The organism is Dyella lutea, assembly GCF_024158035.1.
GTDB classification, from domain to species: domain Bacteria; phylum Pseudomonadota; class Gammaproteobacteria; order Xanthomonadales; family Rhodanobacteraceae; genus Dyella_A; species Dyella_A lutea.
The window spans coordinates 181,165-197,395 of sequence record NZ_JAMZEK010000004.1 but is presented as its reverse complement, the minus strand read 5'-3'; the positions used below and the strand labels follow the sequence as shown (position 1 = coordinate 197,395).

Sequence of the window (16,231 nt, the reverse complement as noted above, 5' to 3'; positions counted from 1 at the left end):
AACGAACCGCCAGGGCTGCTGGTTGGCTTCACTGGGCGCGCTACCCGCTGCCCGCCGCGCGCCGCGCCTGCTCGATCACCGCGCGCGGCACCGGCGTATCGGCGAAGTCGCGCACCGTGCGGCGGCTGGCCATGTCCTGCGCGAATGCCGTGGCTGCGGCGATACGCTGCGCGTCGGTGCAGGCGGGACGCGGCGGCAGCGGCATGGCGACGGTAGGCGGCATCGGCAGTGGTCCATGGGCATCGGGAGTCGCGTCATCCTAGCCGCTCGTGCCCATCGGCCCGCCGGACTATCTGCGGATGCGCACCGGCACCCCCTTGGATGCCGGCGTCTTCGACGCCTCGTCGTGGTACCACAGCGGCACCAGCGCGTTCATTTCCGGGTAGTAGCCGCCCAGGCAGCCATCGGGCAGGTTGAACGGGGTAACCTTGAGCCCCTTCACTTCGCGCACCACGCCGTCGCCAGCATCGCCCACCAGGCTGACCACGTCGCCCTCCTTCAGCCCGGCGCGCTCCATCTCGGCAGGATTGATCAGCAGGATCTCGCGCGAGCCCTCCAGCCCGCGCAGGCGATCGCTGTGGCCGTAGATGGTGGTGTTGAACTGGTCGTTCGAACGCATGGTGATCAGATGATAGCGACCCGGCGCATCGCCGATGCCGAGCGCCGACATCACCGAGGGGTTGGTGAACTCGGCCTTGCCGCTGTCGGTTTTCCAGATCCGCTCGTGGGCGGGATTGCCGCGGTAGAAGCCGCCCGGCTGGAACATGCGCGCGTTGAAGTCGTGGAAGTCGTGCGGGTAGGTCTCGGCAATCAGGTCGCGCACGATGCCGTAGTCGGCGGTCCACTCGTCCCAGCGCCATTTCGGGTGGGCCGGCAGGGTCGCCTTGGCGATGCCGGTGACGATCGCCAGCTCGGAAAGCAGGTGCTCGTCGGCCGGCTTGCGCTTGCCGACCGAGCCGTAGATGTGGCTGAAGCTGTCCTCGATCGACACCGCCTGCGGCCCACTCGCCTGCATGTCTTCCTCCGCCCGCACCAGGCACGGCAGCAAGTATGACGCCTTGCCGTGCACGAGGTGGCTGCGGTTGAGCCTGGTGGCGATGTAGACGGTGAGCGCCTGCTCGCGCCAGGCCGGCTCCATCACGTCGCGATCGGGAATCGCCCGCACGAAGTTGCCACCCAGGCTAACGAAACCCTTGACCGTGCCGTCGCAGATGCCCTCGCAGGCATCGACGGTGGTGAGACCCTTGTCGCGCGGCGGCTCGAAATCGAACATCGCCGCGAGCTTGTCCAGCGGGACCAGCTCGGGCTTCTCGGAGATACCGACCGTGCGCTGGCCCTGCACGTTGGAGTGGCCGCGCACCGGCGACATGCCGGCGCCCTGCCGGCCGATGTTGCCGCGCATCAGCATAAGGTTCACCAGCATGCCGATGCTCTGCGAGCCGTGCACGTGCTGGGTCAGCCCCATGCCGTACACGCCGATCACGTTCTTCGCTTCCACGTAGACGTCGGCGGCCGCCTCCAGGTCAGCGCGCGCCAGGCCGCTGACGCGCTCGATCTCGTCCCAACCGGTGTTGCGTGCCGTCTCGACGAAGGCCTCGAAACCGTGGGTGTGCTGCTCGATGAAGTCACGGTCCAGCACATCGGCCTTGCCCGCTGCGCGCGCCGTGTCGTCGGCCTCCAGCACGCGCTTGGCCAGACCGGTCAGCGCGGCGATGTCGCCACCGGGCTTCACCTGCAGGTACATGTGCGCCAGCTCGGTGGCGTCGCCGGTCAGCATCTGCAGCGGGTTCTGCGGGTTGATGAAACGCACCAGCCCCTGCTCGCGCACCGGGTTGAACACGATGATCCTGCAGCCGCGCTTCACCGCCTCCTGCAACGGATGCAGGAAGCGCGGGCTGTTGGTGCCGGGGTTCTGGCCGAAATAGAAGATCGCGTCGCAGTGCTCGAAGTCCTCCATCACGCAGGTGCCGACCGGCGAGCCGATCACCTTCTTCAGGCCGACCGAGGTCGTCTCGTGGCACATGTTGGAGCTGTCGGGAAGATTGTTGCACCCGTACATCCGCGCGAGCAGCGCGTACAGGTAGGAGGTTTCCAGCGAGGCCTTGCCGGAGGCGTAGAACACCACCGACCTGGGGTCGAGCACATTGAGCTCGCGGGCGATGCCGGTGAACGCCTCCTCCCAGCTGCAGGCCACGTAGCAATCGGTGGCCGAGTCGTAGCGCATGGGCGCGGTAAGCCGCCCCTGCATTTCCAGCTCGTAATCGGGCCAGCCGAGCAGCTCGGTGACGGTGTGCCGGGCAAAGAACTCCGGCGTGCAGCGATCGCGGGTGAGATCCCACAACGTCGCCTTGGCGCCGTTCTCGCAGAACTCGAACGTATGCGGATGGGTCGGCTTGCCCCACGCGCAGGAGCTGCACATGTAGCCGCCGGCCTTGTTCTGGCGCATCAGCGTCTCGAGCACGGCGGGCGTGGACAACTCGCGGGCGAATACCTCCCCGATGCCCTTGAGCGATCCCCAGCCACCGGCCGGACCTTCATGCTGGATCGATTCGTCGCGCTGGTCAGTCATCACGTGCCTCCGGGATCTGCGGGTTGGGTCCGGCATCTGCCTCGACCATGCAGCCTAGGAGAGTCGATCGCGCCGTCGCGTGAAGAGTCCGCACCGCGCAACGCAGATTCCTGCACCACCGGGGCGGTCACATCATGCGCCGGTTCTGGTTGAGGATGATCCACAGCGACCCGGCGACCATCAGGCCGATGATCGCCGCCGTGAACAGGATCAGCTGCAGGTCGTCGCGATGCGACTGCTTCAGGTCGATATGCAGGAAGCATCGGAAATGCGCCACCAACTGCAGCACCGCCAGCGCCGCAACCACGCCGAGCGTGGTGCGGGCGGACCACGGTGCCCAGGCGACCAGCGCGAACGCCGCACCACTCAGTCCGAGTGCCAGCACCAGGCCCACCACGTAGTCGCGAAGCTCGCGACGGAAGCCGCCATCGCCGCCCATCACAGCAGTCCCCGCAGAAAGACGAAGGAAAAGATCATCACCCACACGATGTCCAGGAAATGCCAGAACAGGCCCAGCCGCAGCAGCCGCGTGCGGGTGATGCGGTCCAGGCCGGACATGCGCAGCTGCACCATCATCACCACGATCCACACGCAACCCAGCGATACGTGCAGGAAATGGGTCGGCACCAGTACGTAGAACGCCGAGAGAAACGCGCTGACCTGCGGCAGCGCGCCCGTGTCCTCCATGCCGACGAAGTCGTGCACCTCCAGCCCAAGGAAACCCAGCCCCAGCAGCAGGGTCGTCGCCAGCATGCCCTGCAGCAAGGCCATCCCCCGCCGGTATTTCATCGCCAGCGAGGCGATGCCGAAGGTGAAGCTGCTCAGCAGCAGCAGCGTTTCCATCGCCGCCGGGTCCAGCTCGAACACGTCGCGCGGCCCGGGGCCGCCCGCGGTGTTGGCACCCAGACTGGCGTAGACGGCGAACAGCAGCGCGAACAGCACTGCGTCGCTCATCATGAAGACCCAGAAGCCGAACACCACCTCGCCGTCGGAGGGATGCGCATCGGACTCGTGCAGGTTGAGCCCGGGGTGCCGGCGTCTTTCGCTGGCCGATCCGGCGCTCATGCCGCCACGTCCGCCAAGCCGCGATTGCGTGGATCGCATTCATGCTCGCGCGATACCGGCACGGCGGCGACCAGCACCGCGTGCCAGCGCGTCTCCGTGCGCTCGACCTGTCGTTCGTCGACGGTGCGACCCGGCCGGCGCACGAAACTCCAGCCGATCACCGCGACCAGCGCGCCGGCCGTGCCCAGCCCGGCCATCCAGCCGATGCGCCAGACCAGGCCGAACGCAGTGGCCAGGCCGAGCGCCCCCAGCAGCGGACCGATCGCGCTGTTCTCCGGCAGCATTATCGGCGCATAGCGCTCCAGCGGCGGGTAGGCGCGACCGGACCGTTTCATCGTCCAGAACGCGTCGCGCCCCTGAACCTCCGGCAGCTTCGCGAAGTTGTATTCCGGCGGCGGCGAGGAAGTCGACCACTCCAGGCTGCGGCCATCCCATGGGTCGCCCGCCCGCACCCGGTTGCGGTCGCGGTGCCGGATGCTCATGGCCAGCTGCAGCGCCAGCGCGGCCATCCCCAGCACGATCAGCACCGCGCCGCCGGCAGCCACCAGCAGCCAGGGCCGGAACGCCTCGTCGAACACCTCGGCACTACGCCGCGGCATGCCCTCCAGGCCGAGCACGTACAGCGGCATGAAGGCGAGATAGAAACCGATCACCCAGCATCCGAACGCCACGCGTCCCCAGCGCTCTTCCAGCCGGAAGCCGAACGCCTTCGGAAACCAGAACTGGTACGCCGCGATCATGCCGAACAACGTGCCGGGGATCAGCATGTTGTGGAAGTGCGCCACCAGGAACGTGGTGTTGTGGACCAGGAAATCCACCGGCGGGATCGCCAGCAGGATGCCGGACAAGCCGCCGATCACGAAGGTGACCAGGAACGCCAGCCCCCACAGCAGCGGCGTGGTGAAGCGCACGCGGCCGCGGAACATGGTGAGGATCCAGTCGTACACCTTCACGCCGGTGGGAATGCCGATCAGCATGGTGGCGATGCCGAACGCCGCGTTGATGTGCGCCGATTGCCCCATGGTGAAGAAGTGGTGCAGCCATACGGTGAACGACAGCACCGCGATCGTCATGGTCGCGAGCACCAGCGAGGTGTAGCCGTACAGCTTTTTCGCCGAGAAGGTGGAGAACAGCTCCGAGAACACGCCGAACGAGGGCAGCACCACGATGTACACCTCGGGGTGGCCGAACAGCCAGAACAGGTTGGCGTAGACCATCATGTTGCCGCCACCGCCGCTGGTGAAGAAATGCATGCCCAGGTAGCGGTCCAGCGCCAGCAGGGCCGTCGCCACGGTGAGCGCCGGCATCGCAAAGATCATCAGGATGCTGGTGCACAACGCCGTCCAGCAGAACAGCGGCATGCGGAACAGGTGCATGCCTGGTGCGCGCTTCTTGTAGATCGTCACCGCGAAGTTGATGCCGGTGAGGGTGGAGCCGATCGAGCTCAGCGTCACCGCCCAGATCCAGTAGTCCACACCGACGCCGGGACTGAAGCGCAGCTCGGTGAACGGTGCGTAGCCGGACCAGCCTCCGGTGGAGAACGGCGCCAGCACCAGCGAGATCATCACCAGCGCGGCGCCGGCGGCAGTCAGCATCAGGCTGATCGAGTTGAGCACCGGAAACGACACGTCGCGCGCACCGATCTGCAGCGGCATCACGTAGTTGATCACCCCGGTGAGGAACGGCATCGCCATGAAGAAGATCATGATGCTGCCGTGGGTGGAGAACAGCTGGCCGAAGTGCTCGGCGGAAATGAAGCCGGACCGGTTCACCGCATCGGCCTGCTGCAGCCGCATCACCAGCGCCTCGATCACGGCGCGGGCCAGCATCACCAGCGCCAGCACCACGTACATGATGCCGATGCGCTTGTGGTCCACGCTGGTGAACCACTCCCGCCACAGGTAGCGCCACTTGCCCTTGCCGGTGATGTAGCCGGCGACGCCGAGCGCGCCGAAAACCGCAACCAGTGCAGCGCCCATGGCCACCGGGCTGTCGGTCGGCAGCGCCGACAGGCTCAGCCGGCCCAGCCACGGCCCCGCGAGCGCCTCAATGCGCATCGTTCGTCCTCCCGGTGGCGCGTGAGGCCATGGTGGACGCGCGCAGCTGTGCCGATGCGTGGTACTTCGCCACGATGCGTCCGAACAGGTCGGCGTCGACCTGCCCGAAGCGTTCGGGCGCGGCCGGCACACCGCGCCGTGCGAGCTCCCGGTAACGACGCGCATCGAGCACGTCCCCGTCTGCACGCACCTTGCCGACCCAGCGGCTGAAGTCGCCGGCGTCGACCGCGTGCACCACGAACTTCTGGTGCGCGAAGCCGCTGCCGTTGTACTGGGTGTTCTCCCCGACGAAGTCTCCCGGTCGATCGGCACGCAGCCACAGTTGCGTGATCATCCCGGGCATCGCGTAGATCTGTCCGGCGAGGCGCGGCACCAGCAGCGACTCCATCACCGTGTCGCTGGTCAGGTGCAGGTGCACCGCCCTTCCCACCGGCAGCACCAGCGTGTTCAGCGTGGCGATGTGCTGGTCGGGATAGATGAAGAGCCATTTCCAGTCCAGGCCCACCACCTGCACGTCCAGCGGCGCGGCGGCCGAGGCCTGCCCGGCGTCGATCGCCCGATACGGGTCGAGCGCGCGCGACTGCGTCCAGACCCGCACCGCCAGGAAAGCCACCAGCAGCGCGGGCACGCCCCAGATCAGCACTTCCAGCGTCCGTGAAAAATCCCAGCCGGGTCGATAGGCACTGCGCCGGTTGCGGCGACGGAACCGCCAGGCGACCCAGGGCGTGAGCACGATCACCGGGACGACCACGAAGAGCATCAACACGGCTGCCTGGACCAGCAGCTGCCGTTCGGCGGCGGCGACGGGCCCGGCAGCGACCGCGAAGATCGCTGCCCGGACCGGCATCGCCGCCAGCCCGACGCGCGACGCGCTGCGCTTCGCGTGGCCTTCCGTCGCTGTGTGCTGCACCTGAGCTCCTCGCTGGATCGACGGCGAGTCGAGCCGCCGCCGAAGGTCGCCTTGCCGAAACCGCGGCAAGGCGCGGCATCGCCGCACGACCCTAGGCAGACGCCGCGCAAAGTCGCGTGAAGCGCCCGCGAAGCCCGCGTGCCCGGACGACACGCCACGCGGCCCCTCGCCGGCCGGCCCGATGCTCGTGGCCGTGATCGGCCCGGCGGCTGCGAAGGCATCCGCTGCCGGCCCTGACGATTTCCGCAGCGCACGCCGACGCCATCGCCGGAGCCGCTATGCTGGCCGACGAGTCGGCACCGGGGCCAGCGTTGCACGGGGCGTGGTGCGCCAGACCGCCCATCGTCACCGCCGCATCGAGGCCAGGAACATGCTCAAGTCGCTTGCCGTATCCGCCCTGCTCCTGCCGGGACTGGCCGCACCCGTCGCGGCGTCGACGACCAACCTCCCGCCACGTCTCGAGCGCGAGGCGCAGGCGGTGACGATCACCCGCGACGACTGGGGCATCGCCCACGTGCATGGCACCACCGACGCCGATGCGGTGTTCGGCATGGCCTACGCGCAGGCCGAGGACGACTTCCACCGCGTGGAGACCAACTACCTGCTCTCGCTCGGCCGCCTGGCCGAGGCCAAGGGCGAATCGTCGATCTGGCTGGACCTGCGGCAGAAGCTGTTCATCGACCCGGTGAAGCTCAAGCAGCTCTACTCGCAGAGCCCGGGCTGGCTGCGCCAGCTGATGGACGCCTGGGCGGACGGCCTGAACTACTACCTCGCCACGCACCCGGACGTGCACCCGGAGGTGATCACCCATTTCGAACCGTGGATGGCGCTGTCCTTCACCGAGGGCAGCATCGGCGGCGACATCGAACGGGTCGACCTCGAGCAGCTGAAGGCCTTCTACGGCGAGCCCGGCGACGCGCCACTGGCGACGGTCGAGATGCGCCCGAGCTGGGTCGAGCCGACCGGCTCCAACGGCATCGCGCTCGCGCCGAAGCTCACCGCCGACGGACACGCACTGCTGCTGATCAACCCGCACACCTCGTTCTTCTTCCGCTCCGAATTGCAGATGACCAGCGACCAGGGGCTGGACGCCTACGGCGCGGTGACCTGGGGCCAGTTCTTCATCTACCAGGGCTTCAACCGGCACGTCGGCTGGATGCACACCTCCACCGGCGTCGACGCGGTGGACGAGTTCGCCGAGACGATCGTGCGCAAGGATGGCAAGCTCTACTACCGCTACGGCAAGGCGCTGCGACCGGTGACCTCGCGCCAGATCACCATTCCCTACCGCCGCCCCGACGGCACGATGGCCAGCCGCACCTTCACCGCGTACTTCACCCACCACGGCCCGGTCGTGCGCAAGGATGGCGACAAGTGGATCGCCGAGGCTCTGATGAACACGCCGGTCCCGGCGCTGGAGCAGAGCTGGCTGCGCACGAAAACGCACGACTACGCCAGCTACATGAAAGTGGCCGAGCTGAAGGCCAACTCGTCCAACAACACGCTGTTCGCCGACGACAAGGGTGAGATCGCCTTCCTGATGCCGCAGTTCGTGCCGAAGCGTGACAACCGCTTCGACTACACCAAACCGGTGGACGGCGCCAACCCGGCCACCGACTGGCACGGCCTCACCCCGCTCGACCAGCTGCCGCAGGTGGTGAACCCACCGAACGGCTGGGCCTTCAACACCAACGACTGGCCGTACTCCGCCGCCGGCCCCTACAGCCCGAAGCAGGCCGACTTCCCGCGCTACATGGACACCTTCGGCGAGAACCCGCGCGGCCTGCACGCCACGCGCCTGCTCACCGGCGCGAAGGACGTCACCCGCGCCTCGCTGATCACCATGGCTTTCGACTCGTATCTCCCGGCGTTCGCGCGCCAGTTGCCGGTGCTGATCCACGACTACGACGCGCTGCCCGCCAGCGATCCGCTCAAGAACAAGCTGCGCGGCCCGATCGCCCTGCTGCGCACGTGGGACTACCGCTGGGGCATCGCCTCGATGCCGACCACGCTGGCGGTGTTCTGGGGCGACACGCTGTGGGACGAGGTGAGCAAGGCGGACACCGCCGAAGGCCTGTCGATCTACGACGTGATGGCCGAGAAGGCCGGATCAAAGGAGCGCCTGCACGCGCTGACCGAGGCGGTGGACCGGCTGCAGCACGACTTCGGCCACTGGGGCGTGCCGTGGGGCGAGGTCAACCGCTTCCAGCGCATCAACGGCGCCATCCAGCAGCCGTTCGACGACAGCAAGCCGAGCATCCCGGTGCCGTTCACCTCCTCGCGCTGGGGTTCGCTGGCCTCGTTCGGCGCGCACCGCTGGCCGGGCACGAAGCGCTACTACGGCACCAGCGGCAACAGCTTCGTGGCGGTGGTGGAGTTCGGACCGAAGGTGAGCGCCCGCGCGATCACTGCCGGCGGCGAGAGCGGCCATCCCGAGTCGAAGCACTTCAACGACGAGGCCGAGCGCTACACCACCGGCAACTTGCGCGAGGTGTATTTCTGGCCCGAGCAGCTGAAGGGCCACATCGAGCGCGTCTACCACCCGGGCCAGTGAGCACCGGCAGCACGCGGGACGACGCCTAGCCGCGCGTCCCGCGCGAACGGCGCAGCAGCGCCATCACGCCGATCGCCAGCATGGCCGGCACGCCGGCCTGCAGCAGTTCGAACGGCCACAGGTTGTGCGAGGTGGGATCGGCGGCCACCCCCGTCACGATCCGCCCCACCACCAGCACCATCAGCGCCGCCGGCACCGCGGCAGCCAGGCGCCAGCCGCCGCGCCAGCGCCAGCACGCCCAGGCCGGCAGCGCCAGGCCGCCGATCGCGATGGCGAACATCAGCAGCATGAAGCCGCTGAACAGCACCGTCTCGCCGGCGCCCATCGGCGTGGCGGCGTTCCGCGCCGCGGCGGCACGCTGCGCATCGCGCTGCCTGGCCAGCAGCTCGTCCACCCAGGCCGGCGTGCCGGCCCCGTCGTCAGCCGCATCGGCGCCGGCGTACAGGTGCACCGGCAGCGTCGCCACCACCGGAGTGCCGTCCAGGCTGCCATCACCGGCGGTGATGCGGATCTCGTCCACCTGCGCGTCCGGTTTCAGGAAGAACAGCCAGCCCAGCGCCTCGCCCTCGCCGTCGTAGCGGATCGACGGGCTGGTGCCGACCGGCGCCGGCTTGCCGCGGAAATAGCCCTGCACCCAGATGCCTACCGGATGGTCGCTGCGATAGGCCAGCCGCAGGTAGAAGTGCGCACTGGGGCCGAGCGCGACGTCGTCTCCCTGCGGCCAGGTGTCGAGCACCTGGACCTGCGCCGGCGCATCGGCGGTGGCCGCGTGCAGCGGTCCCGGCAGCAGGACGGCCAGCATCAGCCATACGCCGTGGATCATGGCTTTCATGGCTTTCATCGCTTTCCCCCTCGGGCACCGGCCGGTGCGGCGGGTGCAGACTAGCTCAGACCGGATACGCCCGCGCCCGGGTGAGCCGCTCCTCGAAGGACGCGCCATTCCGCTCAACCCGTCGCGGGCTGCATCACCGGCACTGCGCGCCGCTCGCGCAGCCGCAGGAACGGCCGCTCCACCGCCAGGTGCAGCACGCTGCCCAGAGCCAGCGCCGCGGCGGCGTAGACCACGAAGATCGCCACCCCGTGCAGGCGTTCGCCCAAAGTCACCTGCACCAGGTGATAGGCGATCTTGTGGCTGAGATACAGGCTGTAGGAGATCCCGGCCAGCCAGCTGGCGCCGGGCACGCGCCAGCGGCCGAGCGCGCTGTTCTGGCCGGCCGCGGCAAACACCAGCAGGCCGAGGCCCGCGGAAAGCAGCGGCCAGCCGATCGCGTTGGCGACAAGGCCGGCCCGATCGCGGAACAGCAGCAACGCACCACCGGTCACCAGCAGACCCAGCCACATCGCCACCGGTGCATGGGCCTGCGCGCGGATCCAGAGCTTCAACCGGACGGTCTTCAACGCGGCGAGCATCACCCCGACGAACAACCCGTCCAGCCGGCACCAGGTCGGGAAATAGAGATCCTCGATGTACCAGTTGCGGTCCGGCTGCACGGCGGTGTCGTGCCACCACACGGCAGCGCGCAGCGCGATGCCGCCGAGCACCACCATCAGCGCGACCGCGGCCACCGCCCGGCCCGAACGCCACCGCGCCAGGCCGATCGCCAGCAGTGGGAACAGCAGGTAGAAATGCTCTTCCACGCACAGCGACCAGGCGTGCGAGAACGCCGGCTGGCTGGCGTAGTCGATCAGCAGGTTCATGGTGAAGGTGGCGAACTGCCACCACGGCGCGATGCCGGGCAGTTCGCGCAACGACGGCACACATTGGTACAGCGCCAGCACCACGGCGAACGCGGGCAGGATGCGATAGGCCCGGCGCCGGTAGAACGCGCCCAGCGCGAGTCGCTCGCCGCGCGCCAGCGGCGCCAGCACCTGGCTGCCGATCAGGAAGCCGCTGAGCACGAAGAAGATGTCCACGCCAACCCAGCCGTAGCGCACCAGCGGGTCGAACCGTGGCCCCATGCCGCCGACCACCCAGGAGTGGAAGACCATCACCAGGATGATGGCCAGCGCGCGCAGCGTGTCCAGGCCAGGGAGTCGTGGCATGGGCGTCCTTTCCGTGTGGGCAAAGGCGCCAGCATGCCGCGGCTGGCCATGGCAAAACCATGACCGGCGGAAGGCGCAATCAGGGCATCGCGTTCAGCGCACGCCCACCGTGCCGTTGGCCGCCTTCACCAGCCTGGCCGGATCGTAGCCGACGCCGTCCTTGAACACCGTCACCACGTTCTCGATCGCCTTGATGTCGGCGGCCGGGTTGCCGTTGACCAGCACCAGGTCGGCGACCTTGCCCGGCTCGATCGAACCGATGCGGTCGCCCTCGCCGAGGTAGCGCGCGCCGTTGAGCGTAGCGATGCGGATCGCCTCCACCGGAGTGAACCCAGCCTCGACCAGCAGCTCCACCTCGCGCTGGTCGCCATAGCCGGCGATCACGCCGCCGAAGCCGGTCGGATCCAGTCCGGCCAGCAGGGTGCCGCCGGCCTTCACGAAGGCGCGCTCGAACTGCATCTCCAGCGCGAACAGCGCCGGCCACGGCGAGTCCTTCTGCGCAGCGATGCGCTCGCGGGTCTTCAGGTATTCCACCCGGGTCTGCGGCAGCATCGCGTCGAGCACGCGGGTATCCACCGGAGCACGCCCGGGCACGAAGGTCTCGAACACCGGCAGGGTGGAAGTCACCGCCACGTGCTTCGCGACCAGGTGACGAATCAGCGCCTGGATCCTCGCATCGCCGATCCGCATGGTTGCCAGGTTCGCCGTGGCCTTGCGGGTGTCGGGGCACACGTCGGGCTGCTTGCCCGGGGTGAACTCGGTGTCCACCACCAGCCCGTGTTCGAGGTCGTCGATGCCCAGGTCCGCCGCCTCGGTGAAACCGATCGAGCACAGGTGACCGGTGACGATGATGTGCCGCGCGTGCGCTGCGGCGATCGCCGCCGACAGCTCGGCGCGGGTGATGTGCATGTAGGCCTTGAACGAGGTGGCGCCCTCGTCCATCCAGTACTCCACCGTGGCGCGTGCATCGTCGGCGCCGGTGAGCTCGTGCATCTGCGGGGTGAAGCTGCCCTTGCCTTCCAGGTACGGCCCGGTGGTGTGCATCTTCGGCCCCGGTATCAGGCCGGCGTCGATCGCCTTCTTCAGCTCCAGGTCGGTGTACGGCTCGGTACTGCCGGTGGTGCGGATGGTGGTGACGCCGCCGGCCAGGTAGAACTTGGGAAAGCTCGAGCCCTGCTCGGGATACAGCGCGTCCTTAGCCGCCGGGTTCACCTTCGGCGCCGGGTAGAACATGTGGTCGTGCATGCCGACCAGGCCGGGCAACAGGCTCTTGCCGCGGCCGTCGATGACCGTGGCGCCGGCCGGCACGTCCACGTCCGTGCCCACGGCGACGATGCTCCCGTCGCGCAACAGCACGACCTGGTCCTCGCGCGCAGGCGCCCCGGTGCCGTCGATCACCCGCACGTGTTCGATGGCGATCACTGGCGCGTCGTACGACACATAGGCGCGCGTCATCGGGCCCAGCTCGACGCCATGCGCGACTCCCGCGGCCAACAGGCTCACGGCGACGGCAAGGCAGCAAGCACGGTGGCGGATCGCTGGTGCGAGGTTCATCGGCGGAGATCTCCCCTGGGGTTGGACGGCAGCAGGCTCAGGGCTGCGCGGCGAGTGCCTGCACCGACGGCTCGCCGGCGAAGGCACGTTCCACCATCGGCGCCAGCCGGGCCGTGTACCGCTCGGCGTCGGGACGCGACAGGTGCGACCACTCCGGCGGCTCGAACCCCTGAAGCTCGGCATGATCGGCGAAACTGATGCCCGGCGCACCCGTACGCTGGAGCAGCACCTGCCAGGTCAGTGCAGGCGGCTCGACCCGATCCTCGAACGCAAGGTACGGCCCGGCCACTGGCTGGCGCACGAACACCACCCGCGCACCGTGCGCCCGCAACTGCTTCACCGCCGCCACCGCCCGGGCGATCTGCGCGTCGGCCACCGCGCGCACCTTGGCGGGGGTGTCGAGCATCGGCGGGGGCGGCAACTGCCAGGACTGTGCCCAGATCCGGCGGGCCAGGTCGCGATACGGCACGTCCTCGGCCACCTTCGGCCACAGGTAGGTGTTGCGGTCCTCGCCGGACAACGACAGCTTCCGCACGCTCATGTGCGGGTGCGTACCCGGACGCACCGGCCACGGCTGCCGCGCCAGCACGGTTTCCAGCGCGTAGTCCGGATCGTAGAACGCCACGTACGGCTCGACGAAGTGCATCGACAGCCAGGTGCCGATGCGCGCGGACGGCGATTCCTTGCGCCAGTCGCGGATCGCGTCGCCGCGATAGGCGAAGCCGGAGAAGAAGAGCGAGCTGGTGACCCCCACCATCACCCGCCCGTGGAAAGCCGGGTCGGCAGCCAGGTCCTCCAGCGCGGGCAGCGCGGAGGTGCCTTCCAGCGAGAGCTGGATCGGCTGCTCGCCGGTCACCCGCTTCCACACCGGCAGCTGCATGTCGAACAGCGTGCGCGAGGAACCGATGAACACCAGCGCGTCGCCCTCGCCCGCGTCGATGCGCCGCCGCTGCTGCGCCCACTGGCCGTTGCTGTTGCGGTAGCTGGGGGTGACGCCGAACGCGCGCCAGTGCCACTCCCAGCCGGCGGTCAGCAGCAACGCCAGCGCCAGCGCACCGAACCAGATGCGTCCCCACGGGCGATCGGGGATGTCGCGCTCGGGCACCGGCTGGGCCACGCCGGGACGGTCCGAGGCGGTCTGGCGCACGAACCCGGGGCGCGTGGCCGCCGGTTCGGCGCGCAGATCAGAACTGGAAGTAGATGAATGCACTGCCTTCCCCCTGCGCGATGATCACCAGAAACGTCATCAGTCCCATGCCCATCGCCAGCGGCACCGCCGGCACCTGCAGCAGCGCCGATTCCAGCGTGCGTCGCCGCATCCACCAGTGCGCGGCGACGATGCCGGTGACGATCAACAGCGTGGTAGCGACCAGCATGCTGGAGAGGATCGGCGCCGCATCACCATTGGCGCCGACCATGCCGGCCAGCACGTCCCACGCCTTGCCGAAGGTCCTGGCCCGGAAGAACACCCAGGTCACGTTGACCAGCATCCAGGTCAGCAGGCCCAGCGCGAACAGCGCCAGCGGGCCCGGCCGGAAGCCGCCGAAGCGTCCGCGCAGGAAGCGCTCCACCGACAGGTAGATGCCGTGCAGCCCGCCCCACACCACGAAGGTCCAGCTCGCGCCATGCCAGAGGCCGCCCAGCAGCATGGTGCCCATCAGCGCCAGGTAGGTGCGCGCCGGACCGTGCCGGTTGCCGCCCAGCGGGATGTAGAGGTAATCGCGCAGCCACGAGGACAGCGTGATGTGCCAGCGCCGCCAGAAGTCGGAGAACCCCACCGCTGCATACGGGAAGCGGAAGTTGTCCGGCATGGCGAAGCCAAGGCACATCGCCACGCCGATGGCGATGGTCGAGTAGCCGGCGAAGTCACAGAAGATCTGCCCGCTGAAGGCCAGCGTGCCGATCCACGCGTCGAGCGCGCCGGTCGGCTGGCCGGTGTCGAAGACCGCCTCGGCCGCCTTCGACAGGAAGGTGTCGGCCAGCACCACCTTCTGGAACAGCCCCAGCAACACCAGCACCAGCCCGAACTGCAGCTGCCGCCGCGTGGCGCGGCGCTCGATCTCGAACTGCGGCACCAGCTCGGTCGGCCGCATGATCGGCCCGGCCACCAGGTGCGGGAAGAACGTCACGAACAGCGCGTAGTCGAGGAAGCGTCGCGCCGGCAGCGCGCGTCTGAGGTACACGTCCAGCGTGTAGGACAGCGTGGCGAAGGTGTAGAACGAGATGCCCACCGGCAGCACGATGTCCCAGGTCGGCGGCACGTAGTGCACGCCGTACACCGACACCAGCTCGCTGAAGTTCTGCAGCAGGAAGTGGCCGTACTTGAAGTAGCTGAGCATGCCCAGGTTGGCCACCACCGACAGCAGCATCCACGCCCGCCGCACCACCTCGCGTTCGGCGTGCACCAGTTTCTGCGCGGCGTACCAGTCCACCACCGTGGAGATCCACAGCAGGATCACGAACGGCGGGTTCCACGCCATGTAGAACAGGTAGCTGGCGACCAGCAGGATGATCTTGCGGGTGGTCCAGGCGAAAGGCATCGCCATGAACGCGAGCACGATCGCGAAGAACGCCACGAAGGCGAGCGAATTGAAGACCATGTCGAGCCCCCCGGCCCTGTCGCCCCCCAGCGACTGCTGCGGATCCTACTCCTGCCGCAGGCCGGCGGCGCAAGTCCCGTGATGCCGGGCCCTGCGCCGCCTCGCGGTGTGGCTCAGGGGATGGCCAGCCCGCGCTGCACCGCCGGGCGCGCCAGCACCCGGTCCAGCCAGGCGGCGACGTGGCCGTAGCGGTGGAACTGCACCAGCTCGCGCGCCTCGTAGAAACCGATCAGGTTGCGCACCCAGCCCGCCGTGGCGATGTCGGCGACGGTGTAGTCATCGCCCATCAGCCAGGTGCGGTCGTCCAGCCGCCCGTCGAGCACGCCGAGCAGGCGCTGCGACTCAGCCACGTAGCGCTCGAGCGGCCGCTTGTCCTCGTATTCGCGCCCGGCGAATTTGTGGAAGAACCCCACCTGGCCGAACATCGGACCGATCGCCGCCATCTGGAAGAACACCCACTGGATCGTTTCCCAGCGGCACGCCGGATCGGCCGGCAGGAAGCGGCCGGTCTTCTCGGCCAGGTACATGAGGATCGCACCGGACTCGAACAACGCCAGCGGTTCGCCGCCGGGACCGTCCGGATCGAGGATCGCCGGGATCTTGCCGTTCGGGTTGAGTGCGAGGTACTCCGGCAGCTGGCTCTCGCTCTTCATGATGTCGATCCGGTGAGCCTCATAGGGCAGACCGGTCTCCTCCAGCATGATCGACACCTTTACCCCGTTCGGCGTGGCCAGCGAATACAGCTGCAGGCGGTCCGGATGCTGCGCGGGCCAACGTCGGGTGATCGGGAAATCGGCAAGGCGCGACATGGGGCACTCCGGGGGAAGGGAGTCGACAGCCTGCCAGAACTGCCACCGTCGTGGCGCGTGCGGAACCCGC

13 protein-coding genes are annotated in these 16,231 nt (G+C 68.5%); 1 reads left to right on the top strand and 12 read right to left on the bottom strand.

Features of this window, described 5'->3' with window-relative positions; translation table 11 throughout:
* Nucleotides 1-40: 40 nt before the first annotated feature.
* The 6 genes from NC595_RS17545 to NC595_RS17520 form a co-directional block, all read right to left on the bottom strand.
* Complete coding sequence (locus NC595_RS17545; protein ID WP_253568618.1) at nucleotides 41-223, bottom strand: hypothetical protein; 183 nt, start codon at nucleotides 221-223, stop codon at nucleotides 41-43.
* A 66-nt stretch (nucleotides 224-289) separates the two neighbouring features.
* Nucleotides 290-2,569: an FdhF/YdeP family oxidoreductase gene (locus NC595_RS17540; protein ID WP_253568617.1), complete on the bottom strand. Its 2,280-nt coding sequence runs from the start codon at nucleotides 2,567-2,569 to the stop codon at nucleotides 290-292.
* A 127-nt stretch (nucleotides 2,570-2,696) separates the two neighbouring features.
* The gene (locus NC595_RS17535) at nucleotides 2,697-3,008 is read right to left on the bottom strand and encodes a cytochrome o ubiquinol oxidase subunit IV (protein WP_253568616.1); all 312 of its coding nucleotides are present in this window, start codon (nucleotides 3,006-3,008) and stop codon (nucleotides 2,697-2,699) included.
* Nucleotides 3,008-3,634, bottom strand: a complete 627-nt coding sequence (locus NC595_RS17530; RefSeq protein WP_253568615.1) for a cytochrome c oxidase subunit 3 — start codon at nucleotides 3,632-3,634, stop codon at nucleotides 3,008-3,010. The genes NC595_RS17535 and NC595_RS17530 overlap by 1 nt, the downstream gene beginning before the upstream one ends.
* Nucleotides 3,631-5,691: a cbb3-type cytochrome c oxidase subunit I gene (locus NC595_RS17525; protein ID WP_253568614.1), complete on the bottom strand. Its 2,061-nt coding sequence runs from the start codon at nucleotides 5,689-5,691 to the stop codon at nucleotides 3,631-3,633. Before NC595_RS17525 ends, NC595_RS17530 begins: the two co-directional genes overlap by 4 nt.
* Nucleotides 5,681-6,601, bottom strand: coding sequence for a ubiquinol oxidase subunit II (locus NC595_RS17520; RefSeq protein WP_253568613.1), 921 nt, complete (start codon nucleotides 6,599-6,601; stop codon nucleotides 5,681-5,683). Before NC595_RS17520 ends, NC595_RS17525 begins: the two co-directional genes overlap by 11 nt.
* A gap of 370 nt (nucleotides 6,602-6,971) precedes the next feature.
* Between NC595_RS17520 and NC595_RS17515 the strand changes: the two genes are divergently transcribed.
* A complete protein-coding gene (locus NC595_RS17515) occupies nucleotides 6,972-9,155 on the top strand; it encodes a penicillin acylase family protein (RefSeq protein WP_253568612.1) in 2,184 nt (727 codons plus the stop codon).
* A gap of 25 nt (nucleotides 9,156-9,180) precedes the next feature.
* Here the strand turns inward: NC595_RS17515 and NC595_RS17510 are convergent, their stop codons facing one another.
* The 6 genes from NC595_RS17510 to NC595_RS17485 all read right to left on the bottom strand — a co-directional run bounded on the left by NC595_RS17510 (nucleotide 9,181) and on the right by NC595_RS17485 (nucleotide 16,161).
* Complete coding sequence (locus NC595_RS17510; protein WP_253568611.1) at nucleotides 9,181-9,987, bottom strand: hypothetical protein; 807 nt, start codon at nucleotides 9,985-9,987, stop codon at nucleotides 9,181-9,183.
* Between the two features lie 113 nt (nucleotides 9,988-10,100).
* Entirely contained in the window at nucleotides 10,101-11,198 is a 1,098-nt protein-coding gene (locus NC595_RS17505) for an acyltransferase family protein (RefSeq protein ID WP_253568610.1), read from the bottom strand.
* Nucleotides 11,199-11,291: 93 nt separating this feature from the next.
* The gene (locus NC595_RS17500; protein WP_253568609.1) at nucleotides 11,292-12,752 is read right to left on the bottom strand and encodes an amidohydrolase family protein; all 1,461 of its coding nucleotides are present in this window, start codon (nucleotides 12,750-12,752) and stop codon (nucleotides 11,292-11,294) included.
* 37 nt (nucleotides 12,753-12,789) lie between these two features.
* Nucleotides 12,790-13,899: a hypothetical protein gene (locus NC595_RS17495; RefSeq protein ID WP_253568607.1), complete on the bottom strand. Its 1,110-nt coding sequence runs from the start codon at nucleotides 13,897-13,899 to the stop codon at nucleotides 12,790-12,792.
* A 37-nt stretch (nucleotides 13,900-13,936) separates the two neighbouring features.
* Nucleotides 13,937-15,352 (bottom strand): MBOAT family O-acyltransferase, encoded by a 1,416-nt coding sequence (locus NC595_RS17490; protein WP_253568606.1) that lies wholly within the window; start codon nucleotides 15,350-15,352, stop codon nucleotides 13,937-13,939.
* A gap of 113 nt (nucleotides 15,353-15,465) precedes the next feature.
* A complete protein-coding gene (locus NC595_RS17485) occupies nucleotides 15,466-16,161 on the bottom strand; it encodes a glutathione S-transferase N-terminal domain-containing protein (RefSeq protein WP_253568604.1) in 696 nt (231 codons plus the stop codon).
* Nucleotides 16,162-16,231: the final 70 nt, after the last annotated feature.